Raw genomic sequence first — 16,292 nt, 5'->3', positions numbered from 1 at the left:
TGAAGTCATGTGCCGAAGCATCAAGACCCTCCGCGAGCCCTATGTGGCCGACCCCACCGCCGAGGACGTCCGCGCCGCAGCGCTCCAGTACGTCCGCAAGATCAGCGGTTTCCGCGCGCCGAGCAAGGCCAACACCGAGGCCTTCGAGCAGGCCGTGGACGCCATCGCGGCGGCGACCCAGGAACTCCTGGACCATCTCGAAGTCCGTAAGCAGGTGCCTAGTGCCGCGTAAAGAACGCCGGGGCGGAAACGCTAAAGCGATTCCCTCTGCATGTCCCTGTGGGACCGGGAAGCCATACGCCGACTGCTGTGCCGCACTGCACTCCGGACAAGCAACCGCCGCGACAGCGGAACAGCTCATGCGCTCCCGCTATAGCGCCTTCGCTGTACAGGACGGCGCGTACTTGTTGAAGACACACCACCCCTCAACACGCCCCACGACCCTCGACTTCGAGCCGAAGCTCCGCTGGACCGGCCTGGAGATCCTCGGCACCACCGGCGGCACGGCGTTCCACACCGACGGCACCGTCGAATTCATCGCGCACTACACGGAATCCGGCCGCGCCGGCTCCATGCGGGAGAACAGTTCCTTCGTCCGCGAGAACGGGAACTGGGTCTACCTGACCGCTGTGTAGGGGGAAGCCGACGTCGCCTGCCCCACCTGCTTCTGCCCCGACGCCGCGAAGTAGTTCGTGACGTAGACCGCGGCCCCGCACTCGGCCCGGAAACCCACGCTCTGCGCCGGCTGCGACCCGGACACCGAGTAGACCACCGAGTAGGCCGACGAGCCCGGCGCGGACGACGACGGCGGCCCGGACGGCGTCGGCTGGCTCGACGGCGGCGAACTCGGGCCGCTCGGCGTCGGTCCGGCGGACGTCGCGGTGGTCGTCGGACTGCCGTTCTGGGACGGCGCGGACGTCGGCGGGACCGTCGGCGGAGGATTCGTCGGACAGGTCCAGGGGACCCAGGCGAGCTGGAACTCGAACCGCTCGCCGGGCTGCAGCACCAGCGCCTGGCCGGCCGGGACGATCGGCAGCAGCGGCGCGGCGTTCGGATCCGCCGCCAGGACCGGGATCCTCACCGACGTACCGCCTGACCCGGTCACAGTCAGACCCGGCAATCCCTGCAGGGCGCAGGCCGCCTTCGCGGTGCCCTCGAAGGTCTCATAGGTGACCCCCGCGGTCGTGCCGTTCTGGGTGGCGACCAGCGCGGTCACCGAAGAGTTCTGACACAGCGGGGCCAACGGACTTCCGGTCACCGTGGCCGAGGGCGCGGTCGCGGACTGCGGTGACTTCGCGCTGCCCGGCGCCGAGGCCGGCGAGGACGGCGCCTGGCTGCCGACCGCGCCGTCGGTGGTCCGCTCCGGGCCGCCGGGGGTGGCCGGACCGTGGCCGGAACCGCCGCCCGGCGCGTCGTTCACCGCGGTGCTCAACGGATTGCCGACAGCGGTGCCGCCGGCCTGGGAGGATCCGGATTCGAAGGAGCCGCGGGCGGCGAGCGTCGCCCCGGCGCTCACCGCGAACACCGACACGGCCGTCGCGGCCAGCGCCGCGTGCCGCCGGCGGCGCCGCACCGGAACCGCGCGCCGCAGGTACTCCAGCGTCCCGGGTCCCGGCTCCAGGCCCGAGACCGCCTGCTGGAAACGCTCGCGCAGGGCGCTGCCGACCTCGTCGAAGTCGTCCTGCGACCACCCGGAATCCCCGTCCGGCGGCTGCGACGCCATGTCGTCCTCGTGTGGCGCGCTCACCGGAACGCCTCCATCCGTACCCGAAGGGCCTCGATGCCCCGAGAACCATAAGCCTTGACCGACCCGATCGAGATCCCGAGCAGATCAGCGACCTGCGCCTCGGTCAGGTCCGAGAAATAGCGGAGCACCAGCACCTCGCGCTGGCGCCGCTGGATGCCCCGCAGGGCCTGGATCAGGGCGTCCTTCTCCAGCAGTTCGTAGGCGCCCTCCTCGGCGCTGGCCATGTCCGGCATCGGCTTGGGCGCCAGGCGCATGCCGATCAGCCGGCGGCGCAGCGCCGAGCGCGAGAGGTTCACCACGGTCTGGCGCAGGTAGGCCAGCACCTTGTCCGAGTCCCGCACCCGCGTGCGCGCGCTGTGCACCCGGATGAACGCCTCCTGCACCACGTCCTCGCAGGAGGCCAGGTCGTCCAGCAGGAGGGCGGCCAGCTTCAGCAGGGAGCCGTAATGGTCGCGGTACGTCTGCGTGAGCAGGTCGACGGTGACGTCGCCGGCTTCTCGGTCAGACGTCACCGCTGCCCCACCCGTGGGCAACAGAGACGTCAGAACTCCAGCGGTCACAAACGTTAGACACGGAACACCCCCGTAGAGTTGTACCGCCTACGGGGGTGTTCTGACAGGCACATGCCTTTATTCCTACCCGAATTGACCGGGCAATAAGAACCCTTAGACCCTTCCGGACAGCTCCGCGGCCACCACCTCGGCGATCTGCGCGGTGTTCAGCGCGGCGCCCTTGCGCAGGTTGTCGCCGCAGACGAACAGCTCCAGCGACTTCGGGTCGTCCAGCGTGCGCCGGATGCGCCCCACCCAGGTCGGGTCGGTGCCGACCACGTCCGCCGGGGTCGGGAACTCTCCGGCCGCCGGGTCGTCGAGCACGACGACGCCGGGCGCGGCCCGCAGTATCTCGTGCGCGCCGGCCACCGTGACCTCGTCCTCGAAGCTGGCGTGCACGGAGACCGAGTGCGTGGTGACCACCGGGACGCGCACACAGGTCGCCGACACCCGCAGGTCCGGCAGGCCCAGGATCTTGCGCGACTCGTTGCGGATCTTCAGCTCCTCGGAGGACCAGCCGTCCTCCTTCAGCGAGCCGGCCCACGGCACCACGTTCAGCGCCAGCGGCGCCGGGAACGGGCCCAGGTCGCCGACCACGCCGCGCAGGTCGCCGGGGTGGGTGCCGAGGTTGGTGCCGGACACCTTCTCCATCTGGGCGCGCAGCGTGTCGATGCCGGGCTGGCCGGCGCCGGAGGCCGCCTGGTAGGAGGCGGCCACCACCGAGGCCAGGCCGTAGCGCTGGTGCAGCGCGCCGAGCACCACGATCATCGACAGCGTGGTGCAGTTCGGGTTGGCGATGATGCCCTTGGGCCGGTTGCGCGCCGCGGAGGCGTTCACCTCCGGCACCACCAGCGGCACCTGCGGGTCCATCCGGAACGCGCCGGAGTTGTCCACGGCCACCGCGCCCTTGGCCGCGGCGATCGGCGCCCACTGCGCCGAGACCTCGTCGGGCACGTCGAACATCGCCACGTCGATGCCCTCGAAGGCCTCCTCGGACAGCGCCACGACCTCCAGCTGCTCGCCGCGGCAGGTCAGCTTGCGGCCGGCGCTGCGCGGCGAGGCGATCAGGCGGATCTCGCCCCAGACGTCCTCGCGGGTGGACAGCAGGTCGAGCATCACGGTGCCGACCGCTCCGGTCGCCCCCACGACCGCCAGGGTGGGCTTCTTCACACTCATCGGCCGGTGCCTCCGTAAACCACGGCTTCGTCGCCGTCGGCGTCCAGGCCGAAGGCGGTGTGCAGCGCGGCGACGGCGTCCTTGACGACGTCGGCGCGGCAGACCACGGAGATGCGGATCTCCGAGGTCGAGATCATCTCGGCGTTCACGCCGACGTTGGACAGGGCCTCGAAGAACACCGCGGTCACCCCGGGGTGCGACTTCATGCCCGCGCCGACCAGCGACACCTTGGCGATCTGGTCGTCGAACAACAGCGATTCGAACGCGATCGCCGGCTGCACCTTCTGCAGCGCGGTGATCGCCTTGCGGCCGTCGGCGACCGGCAGCGTGAAGGAGATGTCGGTGCGGCCGGTCGCGGCGGCCGAGATGTTCTGCACCACCATGTCGATGTTCAGCTCGGCGTCGGCGATGGTGCGGAAGATCTGGGCGGCCACGCCGGGCTTGTCGGGTACGCCGACCACCGTGACCTTCGCCTCGCTGGTGTCGTGGGCGACCCCGGCGATGATGGCTTGCTCCACCGTCTCTCCTTCTTCTCTTGCGGCGACCCAGGTGCCCTCGTGCTGCGAGAACGAGGAGCGGACATGGATCGGGACGTCGAATCGGCGCGCGTACTCCACGCTGCGCAGGTGCAGGATCTTCGCGCCGGACGCGGCGAGCTCCAGCATCTCCTCGTAGGCGACGCGGTTCAGCTTGCGGGCCTTGGGGACCAGGCGCGGGTCGGCGGAGAACACGCCGTCCACGTCGGTGTAGATCTCGCAGACGTCGGCGCCCAGCGCGGCGGCCAGCGCCACCGCGGTGGTGTCCGAGCCGCCGCGGCCCAGCGTGGTGATGTCCTTCGTGGTCTCCGAGACGCCCTGGAAACCGGCCACGATGGTGATCGCGCCCTCGTCCAGCGCCGTGCGCAGCCGGCCCGGGGTCACCGAGGTGATGCGGGCCTTGTTGAAGGACTGGTCGGTGATCACGCCGGCCTGCGAGCCGGTGAAGCTGCGCGCGTCGCCGCCCATGGAGTTGATGGCCATCGCCACCAGCGACATCGAGATGCGCTCGCCGGCGGTGAGCAGCATGTCGTACTCGCGGCCCTCCAGTATCGGCGAGACCTGCTTGGCCAGGTCGATCAGCTCGTCGGTGGTGTCGCCCATGGCGGACACCACGACGCACACCTCGTGGCCGGCCCGGCGCGTCTCCATGATCCGTTTGGCGACACGCTTGATGCTCTCGGCGTCGGCAACGGAGCTGCCCCCGTACTTCTGGACGATGAGGCCCACGCGGTGTCTCCCTGGAGATGAGGCGGTGTGCGGTACAAAGGGCCGCCCGCAGGCGGCCCGCCGCCTTCGAGTCTAATCGGGACCGCTGAGACGTCCCTGAGCTTTCACCATGTGGGACCGGACCCGGCCGGCCGCCGACGCAGGTCAGGCGGCCGGCCGCGGAATCGTCTCGGGAACCGGGAGCGGCCGGCTCAGCCGGTGGTCGCCCCGAGCCGGGACCGGGCCACCACCGACAGCAGCGCCCGCTGTACCGCCGAGGCCGCCGGGCCCCAGCTGGACAGGTAGGAGAACTGCCACCACCACAGCGCCTCGGTGACCCGCTCGGCCTTGTAGTGCGCCAGGCCGTGCGCCAGGTCGGCGCAGACCAGGGCCAGGTCGTCGGAGATCCGGCGGGTCTCGATCTCGGACTTGGGCGCCAGCGGGTCGAACACCTCCTTGTAGGTGTTCACCGGCTTGAGCAGCGCGTTCAGCTTGTCCCGCAGCTCGTCCAGGTCCGGGTCGGGACCGGCGTCGGTCTCGAAGCGCTCGTCGGGCACCACGTCCCGGATCGCGCCCAGGCGCCCGCCGGCCAGCAGCAGCTGCGAGGTCTCCAGCAGCAGGATCGGCACGCTGCTGTCCGGGGCGTCGCCGCGGGCCACCGCGCGCACCGAGAGCAGGAAGGAGGTGACCTGGTCGTGGATCTCGATCGCGAAGTCCGACAAGTCGTCGGAGGTCATCGGTTCAGACATCGAGCTGTCTTCTCCCCTCGAACGCCCGGCCGAGGGTGACCTCGTCGGCGTATTCCAGATCCCCGCCCACCGGCAGGCCTGATGCCAGCCGGGTCACCCGCAGCCCGAGGGGCTTGATGAGCCGCGCCAGGTACGTGGCGGTGGCCTCCCCCTCCAGGTTCGGGTCGGTGGCCAGGATCACTTCGGTGATCACACCGTCGGCCAGCCGTTTGAGCAGTTCCTTGACCCGCAGGTCGTCCGGGCCCACGCCGTCGATCGGCGAGATGGCGCCGCCCAGCACGTGGTACCGGCCCCGGAATTCCCGGGTCTTCTCGATGGCGACGACGTCCTTGGACTCCTCCACCACGCACAGGCTGCCCGGGTCGCGCCGGGGGTCCCGGCAGATCTTGCACTCCTGCTGCTCGGCGACGTTGAAGCAGATCGCACAGAACCGCACCTGCTCCTTGGCCCGGATCAGCACCTCGGCCAGCCTGCGGACCTCGGCCGGATCGGCCTGCAGCAGGTGGAAGGCGATGCGCTGGGCGGACTTGGGCCCGATGTTGGGCAGGTGGCCGAGCTCGTCGATCAGGTCCTGGACCACACCCTCGTACATGGCGAAATCCCCGACCGCGTCAGCCGAACAGGTTGCCGAGGCTGCCCAGGTCCGGCATCCCTCCGCCGGCCAGCGGGCCCATCTTGTCCGAGGCCAGCTTGTCGGCGGCCGCGCGCGCGTCGCGCACCGCGGCGATCACCAGGTCGGCCAGGGTCTCGGTGTCCTCCGGGTCGGCGGCCTCGGGCTTGATGTCCAGGCCCACCAGGTCCCCGGTGCCGGTCACCTTCGCGGTCACCAGGCCGCCGCCGGCGCTGCCGGACACGATCGTGTTCTCCAGCTCCTGCTGTGCCTCGACCATGCGCTGCTGCATCTGCATGGCCTGGCCGAGCATGCCCTGCAGGTCCATGCCGCCGAAGTCGGGCATCCCGCCACCGGGCCCGGTCGCATCGGGGAAAGCCACTGTGCGTGCTCCTGTTCCTGCCACTGTTCCGCCGCTATGTGAAGTCGTACTCGACCATACGCGCTCCGGGACCAAGGCGGCCAATACCGCGTGTCCCGGTCGGGAACGGCCTGGGCAGCCCCGGTTCCGCCGCTGGCGCGGGCTTCAGCGCGGGCCGGCCCGGGCGGCACCGGTCAGTCCTCGCCGTCCAGCCGCTGCCCGCCGAGCTCCCGGACGACGAGTTCGTGGGCTGAGGCGTTGTCCTCGGCCAGGACCTCGTCGTCGTCCGAGACGACGTCGTCCTCGGGCCGCACCGCCGGGACCGCAGGGATCGGCGGCGGAGGCGGCGACGAGGGGGCCGGGGACGGAGCCGGTGGCTGCTGTGCCTGCTGTGGCGGCGCCGGGGCCGCGCGCGGCGGCTCGGGCTCGCGCTGCGGCGGCGGCGAAGGTTGAGCCTCGGCTTGAGCCTGCGGGGGCTGGTACGAGCTCGGCGGCGGAGGCATCTGCGCCGGAGGCGGCGGGGTCATGGAGACACCCGGGCTCACGTGCGCGCCGGGATTCTGCGACGGATCCACGATCGCGTCGACCTGCCACTGGAAGCCGAACAGGTCACGCACAGCCTGGCGCAGCGTGTCGGAGGTGCCGCGGCTGACAAAGCGGTCGCGCGCGCCGGCGTTCACGAAGGCGACCTGCAAGCGGTCGCCGTCCACACCGAGGACCTGCGCGTTCTGGCTCACGAGCATCCAGCTCACCCGGCCGTCCCGGCGCTTGACCTCCTCGACCAGGTCCGGCCACATGCGGCGGATGTCGACGCCGGCGGGCGCGCCGCCCGACTGCTGCTGCGGCTGGGACTGCGGCTGCGGCGCAGGAGCGGCCTGCGGCGGCGCACTCGGCTCGGGCGCGGCGGGCGCCGGTGCGGACTCGGCGGCCCAGGACGGCGCGTCGTCCGCGGCGGGTACCTGCTGACCTGCGGTTCCGCGCCCCTCGGCGCCCGTGGCGGCGTACCCGCCGTCGGTCGCCCCGGTTGCCCCAGTCGGCCCGGTCGCCGACTCCGATGCGCTCGACGGCGCAGCGCTGCCCTGCTCCCACGGAGGCGTGCCCAGGCTGCCGCCGGCTGCCTGCGCTGATGCGGAAGCGCCTTGCTGGCCACCGCCGCTGTTCGCTACGGCCTGCTGACCGCCGCCCTGCTCCCACGGCGGCGTTCCGAGGCCGCCGCCGGCTGCCCCCGGCGCCGGTGCGGACACGCCCTGCCGGGCACCGCCGTCGGCCGCCGACTGCTGGCCGTGAGCGGCACCGCCGGCCGCAGCCGCCGCGCCGTGCGAGGCCGGACCGGCACCCGCCGGACCTGTGGGCCCCGTGGGACCCGTCGCACCGCCGGCCCCGCCACCGCTGGGCGGCCGCGCCGGCGGCTCGTCGAACTCGTCCTCCACCACCCTGGGCCCGCCGCCCATCGGCGCCATCGGCGCGGGGGCGGCGGCACCCATCACCACACCGCGGCGCTCCAGCCGGTCCACGCGGGCGACCAGGCCCTGCTCGGCGTCGTCGGCACCGGGCAGCATCACCCGGGCGCACACCAGCTCCAGCAGCAGGCGGGGGGCGGTGGCCCCGCGCATCTCGGTCAGGCCGGTGTTCACCAAGTCGGCCGCGCGCGACAGCTCAGCGGCGCCGAAGGCCCGGGCCTGGGCCGCCATCCGCTCGAACTGGTCGTCGGGCACGTCGATGAGCGCCCGGGCGGCCACGGGATCGGTCACCGCGTTCAGGACCACCAGGTCGCGGAAGCGCTCCAGCAGGTCGGCCAGGAACCGCCGGGGGTCGTGGCCGCTCTCGACCACCTGGTCGACCAGGCCGAACACGGCGGCGCCGTCGTGCCCGGCGAAGGCCTCGACCAGCCGGTCCAGCAGCGCGGCGTCGGTGTAGCCGAGCAGGCCGGTGGCCATCGCGTAGGTGACGCCGGTCTCGTCGGCCCCGGCCAGCAGCTGGTCCAGCACCGACATCGCGTCCCGCGCCGAGCCGGCGCCGGCCCGCACCACCAGCGGCAGCACCTCCGGCTCGACCTTGATGCCCTCGCGCGCGGTGATGTCGGTCAGGTGCTCGCGCAGCGCACCCGGCGCGATCAGCCGGAACGGGTAGTGGTGGGTCCGCGACCGGATGGTCCCGATCACCTTCTCCGGCTCAGTCGTGGCGAAGATGAACTTCAGGTGCGGCGGCGGCTCCTCCACCACCTTCAGCAGCGCGTTGAAGCCGGCCGAGGTCACCATGTGCGCCTCGTCGATGATGTAGATCTTGAACCGGGACGCGGCCGGCGCGAAGAACGCCCGCTCCCGCAGATCGCGCGCGTCGTCGACACCGCCGTGCGAGGCCGCGTCGATCTCGATCACGTCGATCGACCCCGACCCGCCGTTGGCCAGCTCCACACACGACCGGCAGGTCCCGCACGGCGTCGGCGTGGGCCCCTGCTCGCAGTTCAGACAGCGCGCCAGGATCCGCGCACTGGTGGTCTTGCCGCACCCTCGCGGCCCGCTGAACAGGTAGGCATGGTTGATCCGACCGTTCCGGAGGGCCTGCTGCAAGGGCAGAGTCACGTGCTCCTGGCCGACGACCTCCTCGAAGGTGTCGGGCCGATAGCGGCGATAGAGCGCGAGAGACACGTAGCAAAGGTATCTGCTGACACCGACACCGGGACAAAAAAGAACTCCCATGCACCCGCCAGAGCACACCGACCCTTGCTGCCGTCAAGCCCTGGGGGAGTTGAGTGTGGTGACGCCGCATGGGAGTCCGGGGACAAGCATATAGGAGTGAGGACCATCCCGAGAGTCGGGTATGCTTCTCGGCGGAGGATTCGCCTAGTGGCCTAGGGCGCACGCTTGGAAAGCGTGTTGGGGGCAACCCCTCACGAGTTCAAATCTCGTATCCTCCGCTTTCGCCCAGCTCGGGCGCACGAAGGCCCGGACCGCAGGTCCGGGCCTTCGTCGTTGGCCCCGGCTCTCCCGTCGGAGGAAGCGGCCATGTCGGAAGCGGTGTCACCGTTCGCGGAGTACCTGCCCTCGCCGGCGGATCGGGAGCCCGCGGTGGCGGTCACGCTGGCCCAAGCCCGCGAGGAAGACCTCGATCATCTCGCCGCGTTGCAGGTCAGGGCGCGTGGCGGCACGGTTTCGGACTGGGCCGGCCGGATCGCGAGGACGCTTCGCGGTGAGCGGAACGCGGTCGTCGTCGCGCGGGTCGGCGGGGAGATCGCCGGGTACGCGAATGTGATTCATCTCGCACCGCATCCGGACGACGGGGCGCCCGGCGGCTACTACTTGATGGGCGTGTCGGTCGCGCGACCGTGGCGGCGGCGCGGGGTCGGAGACGCGCTGACCCGGTGGCGGATGGCCTGGGTCGGTGTCAGTCAACGCGCGCCGGAGGTCTGGTGCTTCGTGTCGGCGGCCAATCCCGCCTCGGTCGATCTGCACCTGGCGCTGGGCTTCGTGGAAGTGCGGCGGGCTCCGGTGCTGCAGGGTGTGGCCTTCGACTGCGGCGCGGGCGTGTTGTTGCGGGCAGAGTGCGGGTGCTGAGCGCACTTCACACTTTCGAGTGACCCAGGTGCCTTACACCCCGAGCCGCACCAGAAAATCCTCGAGCTTGCCGGCCATCCGCCCCACCTGTTCCTCCACCTTCAGCGTCTCCTCCATCCGTTCGCCCGCGGCGCCGGGAGACTTCGTGCCGCGGATATACAGCGAGCACGCGAGGTCCGAACACAGGTAGAGCCCCACGGAGTTGCCCTGGCGGCCGGCGTCCCCGGCCTTGCGGCCGGTCATGAGCGACACGCCGCCGCGGGGGTGGGTGGTCAGGCACAGCGAGCACAGGTTGCGGCGCAGGAAGCCCTTGCGGGTCGTGGCGCTGCGGAGCATGACCCCGGTCAGCCCGTCGCCGCGCGGCGTCACCAGGTAGGCGCGGTCCTGCGCACCGAGATCGCGCCAGCCGAGGAAGTCGAGGTCGGACCACGGGGTCTCGGCCAGGTCGCGGGGCATCGGGATGCGCTTGGCCTCGCCCTGGGAGCAGTTGGCGAAGCTGGCTCGGATGGCGTCTTCGGTGACCGGATGCATGAGATCGAGCTGACCATGCCGGGGCTCGGAACGGCAAAGCGGATTCGCCGTCGTCTCACCCGCGGAAAAGTGCCCGGACCATACGAGGGCCCGGGCACTGGGATATGCGGTGAGAACCTCGGGAACCTAGCCGAGGGTCTTCAAAAGCGAGGTCGTCGTGGTGATGGCCGTCGCCAGCTGACCGCTCTGGGCCACCGCCAGGAACTGGTCCGCGCTCACCTGGACCGGCGCGTACGGACCATCGGTCACCGAGTAGGTGTTCCCGGGATCGGGTTCCGACTTGCCGGGCAGACCGGTCTGGTCCGCGGACGTCGCCAGCGTCATGGTGACCGACGGCTTGCTGAAGTCGTCGGGGAAGAGCCAGTACTCGTAGGAGGACGGCGTCTGGTCCAGGATGGTCCCCTTGCTGTCCATCGGCTTCTCGGCCCAGACCAGCAGCGTCCCGCCGGGAACCGTCCGCTTCGTGCAGGTCACGTTCGGCGGGCACCAGCCCAGCCACTGCTGCCGGCTCTGCGCGGTCTGGTTGTCCACCGACCAGCGCAGCTGGTTCTTGCCGGTCGGCCCGGTCACCATCAGCTGCGTCTGCATCATTCCGGTGTCGACACTGGCCTTCACCCCGGTGGGAAGCGCGGCCTGTGCAGCGGCAGCGATCTGCGCTTCAGTGCTCGCGAACCGGTTCTTCGTCTCCTGCGAGACCGCGGTCCGGGGGTCGAGCAGGTACTCCAGCTTGTCCAGGCCCGGCTTGCCGAGCATCGCGGCGTAGTCGTCGGGCGTCATCAGCAGTCCCGACGGATCGTTGGCCGAGATGGTGCTGAAGTCCTGAGGCGGCCATTCACCCCCGGTCATGTAGTCCGACGGCTCGTGGTCCGCGTACTGGACCTTCGCGGTGTGGGTCGACTGCGTGAAGCTGAACGCGTACTTGCTGCGGTCCGTCGGGACGAAGACCATCGACAGTGTTCTGAGCACGACGGTCTTGTCCGTGCCGGCCTTGAGGACGTCCGTCTTCAGGCCGGCGCCACGCACATAGTCCGCCGCGGTGGTGCTGTGGTCGTCCAAGTAGACCGTCCCGCCCTCGACGCTCCGGGTCGTGCAGGTACCGCCCGAGCACGTGGCCTGGCGGACCTGGGCGTCGTCGGCAGGCGCCGTCCCGACCCACATCTCCACCTGGTTGGTCCCGGACGGCCCGGTCAGGAAGGCGGTGGTCGGGCCCTCGCCGGGCAGACCGCCCGGGGGCACCTGCCCGGCCGTGATCCCGGACGGCAACAGCGGCTGCAACAGCGCGGCCACGTGCACCTTGACGTCCACGGTCTTGTCGACGCCGGCCGGCTGCGGCCCGAAGGCCAGATTCCCGGTCGGGCTCGCGGTGATCGCCGTGGACGTGGCCGGGTTCACCGGGTTCGGCGTCCTGTGCCCGGCCGGGCCCGCCCCGGTCACCAGGGCGAACGTCCCGAGCACGGCCACCACACTGAGCGTGGCCCCGCCCGCGGCGATCATCCGGTTCCGGCGCCGTGCGGAGTCCCCGCGGGCGATGGACCCGCTCGCGAGGTCGCGCAACGGCGGCTCGGGCGCGGCGAAGGCCGTGCCGAGCAGACCGCGCACGGCGGCGGTTTCGTTGTCTTCGATGCTCATGTCAGGTCTACTTCCTCGCTCCTGCTCACGATCGGCCTGACGCGTCGGCGAACCCGGCCAACGGCTCCCGCAACAGCCTCAGGCCCCGGCTGGCCATGCTCTTCACCGAGCCCTGGGAGATGTCGAGGATCCCCGCGGTCTGCTCCACGCTCATGTCCTCCCAGTACCGCAGCACCACGACGGCGCGGGTACGAGGCGGCAGTTGCCTGAGCGCTTCCATCACCGCGAGACGTGTTTCGGTCGGCTCCGCCGGCGACGCCTTCTCGGGGAGGTGTTCCAGGGGCACCACATCGAGGTGCTTCTTCCTGGAGTCCAGAAAGCATCGGTAGACCACCTGCCGCGCATAGGCACCGGGGTTGTCCGCGGCCCGGACCCGGTTCCAGTGCCGGTAGATGCGGTCGAAGGCCATCTGGACGAGGTCCTCTGCGAAGTGCCAGTCACCGCAGAGCAGGTAGGCCGACCGCCGCAGATGGCTCTGGCTGGCCACAGCGAACTCGCGGAACTCCTCCCGCGTATCCGGGTGGTCCGCACGGCTTCCCATATGGAATCTCACGTCAGTGACGACTCATGTCTTCTCGGAGCAGGTTCGTAGGGTGGACAAGATTTTCGTGCCGCGGACGGACTTGGCCCGCCGCGAAGTCACGCGCAGCCCTGCGGAGATCACAGTCCGGCCCCGTTCCGTCACGATTTTGTGTCCTCTTTGCCGATCGGAAGCCGCCTCCCCGAGCCGCTCCGGCTACCCTGGTGCCGTGATCTTCAAGCGCATCGGCGAAGGGCGGCCCTACCCCGACCACGGACGCTCCTTCAAGGAGTGGGCCGAGGTGGCCCCGCGCCAGATCCGCCTGGACCAGCTCATCACCACGAAGCGTCACCTGGACCTGGACGCCCTACTGTCCCAGGACTCCACCTTCTACGGCGACCTGTTCGCGCACGTCGTGCACTGGCACGGCGGGTACTACCTGGAGGACGGCCTGCACCGGGCCGTGCGCGCCGCGCTCCAACAGCGCACGGTGCTGCACGCGCGAGTGCTGGACCTCGGGGAATGAGGGGCCGCGCCGCCGCGCTGACCGGCGCGGTCGCGATCGTCGCGGTGCTCGCCGGCGTCCTCTGGTACGCGAACCGCCCCGCGCCGTCGCCGGCCCGGGCGGGAGACTGCATCACGGCGCCGTCCGGCGGGAGCTTCAAGGCCGTCGGCTGCACCAAGGGCGGCGCGGCCTTCAAGGTGGCCGCGGTCCTCGACAGCGGCGACAGCAACGGCTGTGACGCCTACCCCGCGACCGTCATGGCCGTCGTGGACAAGAACCGCACCAAAACCCTCTGCCTCGACAGCACCAAGTAGGGCCGCCGTTACAGGCGCCCGAGGCACCCCGCGCACTACGCTGCGAAGGTGAGTGATCTCCGGGAGTTGCTGAGGTCCGGGCTCTTCCGGCGGCTGTTCGCGACCCGCCTGATCGGCCAGTTCGGCGACGGCGTGTTCCAGGTGGCGCTGGCGGCCTTCGTCGTGTTCTCCCCGGAGAAGGAGGCCACGGCCGCCGAAGTGGCGAAGGCCTTCGCCCTGCTCCTGGTGCCCTTCACGATCATCGGGCCGTTCGCCGGGGTGTTCCTGGACCGCTGGCGGCGCCGGCAGGTGCTGCTGTACGCCAACGTGCTGCGCGCGGCGGTCGTGCTGATCGTGGCCGCCCAGGTCCTCGCCGGGCACAGCGGACTCCTCTTCTACGCCTCCGCGCTGGCGGTCCTCAGCGCCAACCGCTTCATCCTCGCGGGACTGTCCGCCGCTCTTCCACAGGCTGTGGACAACGAACGGCTCGTCGTGGCCAACGCGGTCTCCCCCACGGCCGGGACCCTGGCCGCGACCATCGGCGGCTCCGTGGGGGTCGTGGTCCGCGCTCTCGTGGGAGCCGGGGACAGCGCGAACGCGCTCATCCTCGTCGTCGCCGCCGTCCTCTATATGGCGGGCGGTCTGGTGGCCCGCACCATGCCGCGCGACTCTCTGGGCCCGGACGCGACCCCCGACTCCTCCACATGGGGCGAACTGAAGATCGTGGCGCGCGGGCTGTGGGAGGGCCTGGAGCATCTCAGGGAACGTAAGCCCGCGGCCGCGGCCCTGGCCGCCATCACGGCCAACCGCTTCTGCTACGGCCTGACGACCATCATGGTCCTGCTGTTGTTCCGCAACACCTTCAACGCCCCCGCCGACACGAACGCCGGGCTGCGCGGTTTCGGCACCGCGGTCGCGGTCTCCGGGGTCGGCTACTTCATCGCCGCGTTCGCCTCGCCGGTCATTTTGCGCCACGTGGCTTTCTCCACCTGGATCACCGTCTGCCTGATCGGCTCCGCGATCACCCTGGCCGCCTCGGCCGTCTGGTGGCGCGTCGTCCCGCTGCTGATCGGTGCGCTGGTCCTGGGATTCCTGGCTCAGGGACAGAAGATCTGTACCGACACCACAGTGCAGCGCAATGTGGAGGACTCTTATAGAGGACGAGTCTTCTCGCTCTACGACATGCTCTTCAACGGAGCGTTTGTCGCGGCGGCCGCTGTAGCCGCCGCGACGCTACCGCCGTCCGGGAAGTCGACGGCGCTCCTATACGCGACCGTCGCTGTGTACCTGCTGGCGGGAATCGCTTATGGCTGGTTCCGCTCGGCTTCGCGCTCGGCCCACCAGGACCGCAACTCCGTCACCGCCGTGTCGTGATCCAGCGGGCCGCGGTCCATGCGCAGCTCCAGCAGATGCTTGTACGCGGCGCCGACTTCCGGTCCCGGCTTGATCCCGAGGATCTGCATGATCTCGTTGCCGTCCAGGTCCGGGCGGATCGAGTCGAGCTCCTCCTGCTCACGCAGCTCGGTGATGCGGCGCTCCAGATCGTCGTAGGCGTGCTCCAGCATCAGGGCCCGGCGACGGTTGCGGGTCGTGCAGTCCGAGCGTGTCAGCTTGTGCAGGCGCTCCAGAAGCGGCCCCGCGTCGCGCACGTAACGGCGCACCGCGCTGTCCGTCCACTCCGCCTCGCCGTAGCCGTGGAACCGCAGATGCAGCTCCACCAGCCGCGAGGTGTCGTCGATGATCTCCTTGCTGTACTTCAGTTTCCGCAGCCGCGAGGCCGTCATGTGCGCGCCCACGACCTCGTGGTGGTGGAACGACACGCCGCCGCCGGGCTCGAAGCGGCGCGTCTTCGGCTTGCCGATGTCGTGCAGCAGCGCGGCCAGGCGCAGGATCAGGTCCGGGCCGTCCGTCTCCAGATCGACCGCCTGCTCCAGCACCGTCAGGGTGTGCTCGTAGACGTCCTTGTGCCGGTGGTGCTCGTCGATCTCCAGACGCAGCTTGGGCAGTTCCGGCACCACGAATTCGACCAGGCCGGTGTCCACCAGCAGGGCCAGGCCGGCCCGCGGGTTCGGGGCGAGCAGCAGTTTGGAGAGCTCGACCTGCACCCGCTCGGCGCTGACGATGGTCAGCCGCTCGGCCATCTCGGTCATCGCGCTGCGCACTTCCGGCGCGACGTCGAAGCCGAGCTGCGCGGCGAACCGGGCCGCGCGCATCATCCGCAGCGGGTCGTCAGAAAAGGACATCTCCGGTGTGCCCGGAGTGCGGAGCACGCCCGCGGCGAGGTCGCCCAGACCGCCGTAGGGGTCGACGAACTCGAAATCCCCGGCGTCACCGGTCAGCCGCACGGCCATGGCGTTCACCGTGAAGTCGCGGCGGAACAGGTCGTCGTCGATCGAGTCGCCGTAGGCCACCTCGGGCTTGCGCGACTCGCGGTCGTAGGCCTCGGAGCGGAAGGTGGTGATCTCCAGCTTCGCGCCGTCCTTCTGCGCCCCGACCGTGCCGAAGGCGATGCCGACGTCCCAGACCGCCTCGGCCCAGCCCTGCACCAGCCGCAGCACCTGCTCGGGCCGGGCGTCGGTGGTGAAGTCCAGGTCGTCGCTGTGCCGGCCCAGCAGCGCGTCCCGGACCGGACCGCCGACCAGGGCCAGGCTGTGACCTGCGGCGGCGAACCGATCGGCGAGCTGCCCGAGCACCGGCACGACTCGTAGCAGTTCTGTTACCGCCGCCCGCTGTGCCTGGTCAAGCTGCGGTTCCGGCTGTCGCTGCTGGTCGGTGTGCATGGTGTCCGAGTTTACGTGTCGGGGCGCGGTCGCCGGGCCGGA

The 16,292-nt window shown here is 70.7% G+C and carries 18 protein-coding genes, 1 tRNA gene and 1 other RNA gene; 7 read left to right on the top strand and 13 right to left on the bottom strand.

Annotated features, from left to right (window positions below; translation table 11 throughout):
• Nucleotides 1–7: 7 nt before the first annotated feature.
• Both ABH926_RS09100 and ABH926_RS09095 read left to right on the top strand, forming a co-directional pair.
• On the top strand, nt 8–232 hold the full coding sequence (locus ABH926_RS09100) for a DUF2277 domain-containing protein (protein ID WP_370364953.1): 225 nt from the start codon (nt 8–10) through the stop codon (nt 230–232).
• A complete protein-coding gene (locus ABH926_RS09095; protein WP_370364952.1) occupies nt 222–635 on the top strand; it encodes a YchJ family protein in 414 nt (137 codons plus the stop codon). Before ABH926_RS09100 ends, ABH926_RS09095 begins: the two co-directional genes overlap by 11 nt.
• Here the strand turns inward: ABH926_RS09095 and ABH926_RS09090 are convergent.
• The 9 genes from ABH926_RS09090 to ffs all read right to left on the bottom strand — a co-directional run bounded on the left by ABH926_RS09090 (nt 617) and on the right by ffs (nt 9,218).
• Nucleotides 617–1,747, bottom strand: coding sequence for a hypothetical protein (locus ABH926_RS09090; RefSeq protein ID WP_370364951.1), 1,131 nt, complete (start codon nt 1,745–1,747; stop codon nt 617–619). The two genes, ABH926_RS09095 and ABH926_RS09090, sit on opposite strands and share 19 nt — an antisense overlap.
• Nucleotides 1,744–2,259, bottom strand: coding sequence for a SigE family RNA polymerase sigma factor (locus ABH926_RS09085; RefSeq protein ID WP_370364950.1), 516 nt, complete (start codon nt 2,257–2,259; stop codon nt 1,744–1,746). Before ABH926_RS09085 ends, ABH926_RS09090 begins: the two co-directional genes overlap by 4 nt.
• A gap of 153 nt (nt 2,260–2,412) precedes the next feature.
• The gene (locus ABH926_RS09080) at nt 2,413–3,474 is read right to left on the bottom strand and encodes an aspartate-semialdehyde dehydrogenase (RefSeq protein ID WP_370364949.1); all 1,062 of its coding nucleotides are present in this window, start codon (nt 3,472–3,474) and stop codon (nt 2,413–2,415) included.
• Nucleotides 3,471–4,739, bottom strand: coding sequence for an aspartate kinase (locus tag ABH926_RS09075; RefSeq protein WP_370364948.1), 1,269 nt, complete (start codon nt 4,737–4,739; stop codon nt 3,471–3,473). The genes ABH926_RS09080 and ABH926_RS09075 overlap by 4 nt, the downstream gene beginning before the upstream one ends.
• 191 nt (nt 4,740–4,930) lie before the next feature.
• Nucleotides 4,931–5,467 (bottom strand): DUF5063 domain-containing protein, encoded by a 537-nt coding sequence (locus ABH926_RS09070; RefSeq protein WP_370340986.1) that lies wholly within the window; start codon nt 5,465–5,467, stop codon nt 4,931–4,933.
• The gene (gene recR, locus ABH926_RS09065; RefSeq protein ID WP_370364947.1) at nt 5,460–6,059 is read right to left on the bottom strand and encodes a recombination mediator RecR; all 600 of its coding nucleotides are present in this window, start codon (nt 6,057–6,059) and stop codon (nt 5,460–5,462) included. Before recR ends, ABH926_RS09070 begins: the two co-directional genes overlap by 8 nt.
• 19 nt (nt 6,060–6,078) lie before the next feature.
• The gene (locus ABH926_RS09060) at nt 6,079–6,423 is read right to left on the bottom strand and encodes a YbaB/EbfC family nucleoid-associated protein (protein WP_370365193.1); all 345 of its coding nucleotides are present in this window, start codon (nt 6,421–6,423) and stop codon (nt 6,079–6,081) included.
• A 209-nt stretch (nt 6,424–6,632) separates the two neighbouring features.
• Entirely contained in the window at nt 6,633–9,086 is a 2,454-nt protein-coding gene (locus ABH926_RS09055) for a DNA polymerase III subunit gamma and tau (protein WP_370364946.1), read from the bottom strand.
• A gap of 35 nt (nt 9,087–9,121) precedes the next feature.
• An RNA gene (gene ffs / locus ABH926_RS09050) (signal recognition particle sRNA small type) lies at nt 9,122–9,218 on the bottom strand.
• 52 nt (nt 9,219–9,270) lie between these two features.
• Here ffs and ABH926_RS09045 point away from each other — a divergent pair.
• Together ABH926_RS09045 and ABH926_RS09040 are read left to right on the top strand one after the other, a co-directional pair.
• Nucleotides 9,271–9,355: transfer RNA gene (locus tag ABH926_RS09045), tRNA-Ser, on the top strand.
• A gap of 151 nt (nt 9,356–9,506) precedes the next feature.
• Entirely contained in the window at nt 9,507–9,992 is a 486-nt protein-coding gene (locus tag ABH926_RS09040) for an N-acetyltransferase family protein (RefSeq protein WP_370364945.1), read from the top strand.
• Nucleotides 9,993–10,025: 33 nt separating this feature from the next.
• Here the strand turns inward: ABH926_RS09040 and ABH926_RS09035 are convergent, their stop codons facing one another.
• The 3 genes from ABH926_RS09035 to ABH926_RS09025 all read right to left on the bottom strand — a co-directional run bounded on the left by ABH926_RS09035 (nt 10,026) and on the right by ABH926_RS09025 (nt 12,693).
• The gene (locus ABH926_RS09035; RefSeq protein WP_370364944.1) at nt 10,026–10,523 is read right to left on the bottom strand and encodes an FBP domain-containing protein; all 498 of its coding nucleotides are present in this window, start codon (nt 10,521–10,523) and stop codon (nt 10,026–10,028) included.
• A gap of 126 nt (nt 10,524–10,649) precedes the next feature.
• Nucleotides 10,650–12,152, bottom strand: coding sequence for a hypothetical protein (locus tag ABH926_RS09030; protein WP_370364942.1), 1,503 nt, complete (start codon nt 12,150–12,152; stop codon nt 10,650–10,652).
• Between the two features lie 25 nt (nt 12,153–12,177).
• Nucleotides 12,178–12,693 (bottom strand): SigE family RNA polymerase sigma factor, encoded by a 516-nt coding sequence (locus tag ABH926_RS09025; protein ID WP_370364941.1) that lies wholly within the window; start codon nt 12,691–12,693, stop codon nt 12,178–12,180.
• Nucleotides 12,694–12,901: 208 nt separating this feature from the next.
• Here ABH926_RS09025 and ABH926_RS09020 point away from each other — a divergent pair, with 208 nt between their 5' ends.
• From ABH926_RS09020 to ABH926_RS09010, 3 genes are read left to right on the top strand one after another with little or no spacing between them, the layout of a single operon-like run.
• Complete coding sequence (locus ABH926_RS09020) at nt 12,902–13,198, top strand: type II toxin-antitoxin system VapB family antitoxin (RefSeq protein WP_370340979.1); 297 nt, start codon at nt 12,902–12,904, stop codon at nt 13,196–13,198.
• Nucleotides 13,195–13,491, top strand: a complete 297-nt coding sequence (locus tag ABH926_RS09015) for a hypothetical protein (protein ID WP_370364940.1) — start codon at nt 13,195–13,197, stop codon at nt 13,489–13,491. The genes ABH926_RS09020 and ABH926_RS09015 overlap by 4 nt, the downstream gene beginning before the upstream one ends.
• A gap of 48 nt (nt 13,492–13,539) precedes the next feature.
• A complete protein-coding gene (locus ABH926_RS09010) occupies nt 13,540–14,844 on the top strand; it encodes an MFS transporter (protein ID WP_370364939.1) in 1,305 nt (434 codons plus the stop codon).
• Here the strand turns inward: ABH926_RS09010 and ABH926_RS09005 are convergent.
• Nucleotides 14,775–16,250, bottom strand: coding sequence for a CCA tRNA nucleotidyltransferase (locus ABH926_RS09005; RefSeq protein WP_370364938.1), 1,476 nt, complete (start codon nt 16,248–16,250; stop codon nt 14,775–14,777). The two genes, ABH926_RS09010 and ABH926_RS09005, sit on opposite strands and share 70 nt — an antisense overlap.
• Between the last annotated feature and the right edge of the window lie 42 nt (nt 16,251–16,292).

The organism is Catenulispora sp. GP43 (assembly GCF_041260665.1).
In the GTDB taxonomy this organism is placed as follows: Bacteria; Actinomycetota; Actinomycetes; order Streptomycetales; family Catenulisporaceae; genus Catenulispora.
This window is presented reverse-complemented; position numbering and strand designations above follow the sequence as displayed.